This is a genomic window from Flavobacterium collinsii, from assembly GCF_902804485.1.
Taxonomy (GTDB): domain Bacteria; phylum Bacteroidota; class Bacteroidia; order Flavobacteriales; family Flavobacteriaceae; genus Flavobacterium; species Flavobacterium collinsii.
In genome coordinates, this window is record NZ_CADCST010000194.1 from 1 (window position 1) to 4,683 (window position 4,683).

A 4,683-nucleotide genomic window follows, 5' to 3' on the forward strand; every position below is an offset into this window, starting at 1 on the left:
GTTTGAATGGAAGGAACAACTAAATAAAGTTTTTTTACAAACGGATTCGGCTATTTTGTATCCTTTAATAGATCCAAATCATAGCCGCATTCCTTACGTTTTCCTTAATACTAATCAAATTTTTAATCAAGGTACTTATGATTTTATAAGTTCAAGAGTAATACCTGGACCAATAAAAGGCAGTGTGAAATTATCGATTGCAAATAGTTTTACTAATTCTTACAAACAATTAATGACTTCAATAAGATACCAATTTAATTCTTCAGATAAATTGCAATATGAAGAACAAATTCAAATGCAAAAAGCCTCTGTTACTAGAATCGTTTCAACGTATGAACAATTATTCGGTATAATTAGTCCAGAGGATATAGAAAAAGCAAATAAAAGCTTAGCAATTTTTAAGCTCTCTATTCATAATAAATTAGATTATATATTTCTTTACGCAATGGGGTATTTATGGAGTGGAATGATTAAAGAGAATAAACCTCCTCTGCTATTTAATCAATTAGTAAGTGAAAAAAATTTAGAAATTATTTTGCCACATATTCCAGCTTCCGGAGCATTATTAATGCTTGACATCATAAAATATTTTGATGAATATCTTTTTATTAGTACTATCGATAAAAGTTTTAGATATAATTCTAATATTCTTTCAGAGGTTATAAATAACACTAGGCTCCCTAATAAAAATAATGGTGGAATGGTTACTTTTGATCCAATTGATGGTAAGAACTATAGTTTTTCTCCTTCATATGAAATCGGATTATCAGTAGCAGAAATTCAAAATTCGTTAAATGATCATGATAGAGTTATTGAAATTAATTTAACCAATTTGCATGAAGCAAGTCAAGAGCATAGTGAAGCAGATGAAAATAAATCAACCCTATTTAGATCTACAAATGGGCAGTCATATCTGTTAACGAGTTTGTTAGAAAAAATGATTACTATAAAAATTGAATATAAGGGATATGTACTTATTCCTGTTTCACCTTTGAGTTATCTTGAGAATAAGCAAGACAATAAAGTTAATCATAAACAACCTAACAGTTGGGGATGGTTTTATGAAGATGCCATTAATCAATCAATTAAAAATTTGGATCGTAAAAGAACAGGGTTTTGTTTTGTAACAGAACCCCCATATAATTTGGGCAGTTTAGATGAAGGTGGAGATTTTGGCAGAGTTTCAGCTCTATTAGTAGCTAATTTACCTACAGTAACAATTTATTATAAAAAAAGCAATTCTTTTCCATTGCTTAATTCTAATTTATCATCTGTTGAAGGGTTGCTAAATTTACCTTTTGCACAAATAAATGACAATTATTCATTAACTAAATATTCAGTTGATAATAGCATAGATAAAGTGATATTTGAACCTTTGAATTATAGTGTTGAGTTAAAAATTAAAAGTAACAAGCCAAAAGAAATTATTTCAGTTCCAATTCATTCTAAAACTGTCGCTTTACTAATGGTTGCTGTTGTTTATCCTTCAAAGGAATAAAATGGTATTTCCCACTGGCGCTTGTTTGCAACGAGGGCCTACTTACCTTATAAAACAAATCATGGTGTTTGCAACGCAGATAACTACAATAGGAGTAACTGTTAGCGGTAGTTATTTCATTAGCAATTTATATTTTAATTTAGTATCATTGTCTTCCAGCTCTTTTTCAATATATAACTTTAGATATTCAATCGCTTGTTTTTTTGACCTGAAAACCGATATGCCTCACTATATAATAATAGCCATACGTTGAGTTTGGAAAAGATGATTATTTAATTTAAATAAATCTATTGCCTCATTGGTCTTTTTTTCGAACAATAGCTTACAACCATATCTTTCAATAAGACTTTCTCTTACTGAATATTTCTTCGAATTGTGTTCTATTTCTTTAATGCCGGCTTCATAACCTTTATTGCATACTGCCTTAATTATATCTTTAGTATAAAAAAAATTGTCAATTGAGGGTGCTGAGCCCACTAATTGTTTTTTAATGCGATTACTCGCTTCCCAATAATTTTCGACTTCTCCATTTGTTAGAATAACAACAGTATAGCCCAAATCCGGATAAATCATTAATTCACAAGCAATACCATCATGCCCGCCAGTATGTCCAATAATTCGGTGCCCGTTTATTGTATTTTCTTCAAACCCATATCCATACATTCCTTCTCTAAACTTCACTTTACCTGATGTGCAAAGAGCTGTATTTTCTTTACTAAGTAAAAGATCGTTTTGTAAAGCATTAGCGAAATTCAACAAATCTTCAACTGTTGAATAGCCACCCACCAGCTGGAGTTCCTTTTGCTAAATTTGAGTAAATATTATTTTTCCATTGCCCTGATTCTTCTAATGACATGGTATAGCCCTTTAATCATAAACGGAAAAATTGTACAAATGTAAACCTATAAAAATAGCCAGTGAATTTGTTTTTTTTTTAAGCAACACATTAGTGTTTTAGCAAGTCATTATGCTTATTATAGTTAACACTTTCATCCGAAAATTCATGAATTGCTCGTAGTTTATGTTTTTCTAATGTGTTATGAAAACCAAGAAAATTTTTGTAATGACTTTTATATGATTCAGCTAAATCATTTAATGATCGTATAATGAAATATCCATTTTTATTAGATCCAATTTTAGTTCTATGCTTCAAAGGTCTTACAATCCAATATTTAATATTACTGTCCGATAAATCTGTTATAGAGACTCCTAAATCTCTAAACAGCTTAATAATTTCACCAATCTTAATTGGCTTAGTGCAATCATTATTACTTTCATCCATTAAGCTTAAAAGTAAGGTTCTTAACGCATAAACATCTTTAATATATTGTTGAGCATAATCTTTTCTATGACCTTTACCAAGTACTCCAATGGTTAAATATTTTGACAGTTCACTTTCCTTCTTCTTATTTTTCAATAAGTGACTGTATTCATCTTTATTATCTGTAAATGTGTATAATAAATTGTCTTCTACGAATATTTTATTGCTATAAGTCCATGGATTAAAATCTAACTTTTTTCCATAATTGATCCAGTCACTATAATTACTTACTGTAAAATCTATAGCCTCTAAAAGTAGATCATCTTTTTCATCAAAGAAATCTTCTAACTTTTCAATAATACTTATGTACAGATTTTGCTCGAACAATCTATTATCTTCTTGTTCCTTTTCATTTTTGATTATTGGGTGCTTTTCATAAATAGTATTTAAACATTCCCAATATAGCGTTCTACTAAATTTTAAGTCTTTATTTCCAAAAACTTCCGAACCAGTATATTCAAATGCAAAGTCTAAAACTGAAACAATATGATTATTAAAATCATTCTTGTATGACAATTTATTATAACTATCAGTTAAAGAAATATCATTAAAGTTATTTAAATGTTCCATCTTATATCTTCTTAATAGTTAATCTTTCATCAGGTACTGTTTCTATTTTTAATTCACTTGTATAAAATTTGTAATTCTTATTAATTTGATGATTAGTATCTAAATTTTCAAAACTTTCTAATTCAAATTTATATTTTGACTGAAAAACAGGTATGGTATTTTTTATGAAATTATTAAATGATTCTTTCTTACACCATGGATTCTTTGATTTCCCTATAATATGTATTTGACCATTATCTACTAAAATATCACCTGCTCTGTCAAAGATTTTTTTTGCATCTCCTAAACCTTTAAATCCATAATTGAAAGGATTGCATAAAATTATATTCTCGAATTTTCTTTGAAAATTAGTATTGTAGAAATCACAAAGATTGTCTAAATAATGATAATCAGTAATATCTTCATGATAATCCTTAAAATAAGATTTTATATCCTTAGGATAAGATAAATCCGTAACGAAGCAGTTAGGATATTCTCTTTTCCCAAAATTATTTCTGCCAGCGCCAAACTCAATGTTAGTCACCTCCATATCATGAGGAAAATTTTCATGGTAAATAATTGGATTTCCGTGTTTATCTAATATCATCATGTAAAAATATTTGGACAAATCTAAATAATTATTATTAATTTAGATAACAAATATCTATAAAATGAAAATCAGTGAGTTAAAAAATTTAATTGTTTTAAAGAACAATATTTTGAAAGATTCCGAAGTGATCTTACATCATCTAAAACATGATATAATATGGGATTGCTCTATTATGTCAAGAAAAACTGCAAGTTTTGGAATTCCATACAATTATTCTAACATACAATACAAGGAAAGTAAAATTCCAAATTTTTTCGATGAGTTAATCGGTTTTGTTAAATTATTTAATGGTTTTGTACCTAACAATTGTCTGATTAATTTTTACCATGACAACAAGTCAAAAATGGGATTTCATTCTGATCAAATTGATATATTATACAAAGATACAGGAATTGCCATTTTCTCTTTTGGGTCTTCGCGAATATTAAGATTTAAGAATAAAATTGATTTCAATATTATTTATGATCTATTATTGGAAAATAACAGTTATTTCTACATGTCTCAAGAGGTACAGGATGAATGGTTACATTCTGTATTACCTGATATTACAAATGAAAAAAATGAAAGATACAGTCTTACTTTTAGAAAAATTATGTTTTAAACTAATGTCTCGTCCTAAAAAAGCGATACAGATTATTACATAAAAATAATTAATTAAACAGTTGCAAGAACCCTCTTGCAACTGTTTTTTGTTTTATATCTTCT

At 28.0% G+C, this 4,683-nt stretch carries 5 protein-coding genes; 2 read left to right on the forward strand and 3 right to left on the reverse strand.

Annotated elements, in window-relative coordinates:
• Positions 1-1,498, forward strand: a 1,498-nt coding sequence (locus FLA105534_RS23580) for a hypothetical protein (protein ID WP_173968514.1), incomplete at its 5' end; no start/stop codon positions are given.
• Between the two features lie 228 nt (positions 1,499-1,726).
• Here FLA105534_RS23580 and FLA105534_RS23585 read toward each other — a convergent pair.
• The 3 genes from FLA105534_RS23585 to FLA105534_RS23595 all read right to left on the reverse strand — a co-directional run bounded on the left by FLA105534_RS23585 (position 1,727) and on the right by FLA105534_RS23595 (position 3,978).
• Positions 1,727-2,284: a serine hydrolase gene (locus FLA105534_RS23585; protein WP_173968515.1), complete on the reverse strand. Its 558-nt coding sequence runs from the start codon at positions 2,282-2,284 to the stop codon at positions 1,727-1,729.
• A 160-nt stretch (positions 2,285-2,444) separates the two neighbouring features.
• Positions 2,445-3,389, reverse strand: coding sequence for a hypothetical protein (locus FLA105534_RS23590; protein WP_173968516.1), 945 nt, complete (start codon positions 3,387-3,389; stop codon positions 2,445-2,447).
• 1 nt (position 3,390) lies between these two features.
• The gene (locus FLA105534_RS23595) at positions 3,391-3,978 is read right to left on the reverse strand and encodes a hypothetical protein (RefSeq protein ID WP_173968517.1); all 588 of its coding nucleotides are present in this window, start codon (positions 3,976-3,978) and stop codon (positions 3,391-3,393) included.
• Positions 3,979-4,039: 61 nt separating this feature from the next.
• On the opposite strand from FLA105534_RS23595, the gene FLA105534_RS23600 reads away from it, so the two are divergent.
• Positions 4,040-4,579 (forward strand): alpha-ketoglutarate-dependent dioxygenase AlkB, encoded by a 540-nt coding sequence (locus tag FLA105534_RS23600; RefSeq protein ID WP_173968518.1) that lies wholly within the window; start codon positions 4,040-4,042, stop codon positions 4,577-4,579.
• Positions 4,580-4,683: the final 104 nt, after the last annotated feature.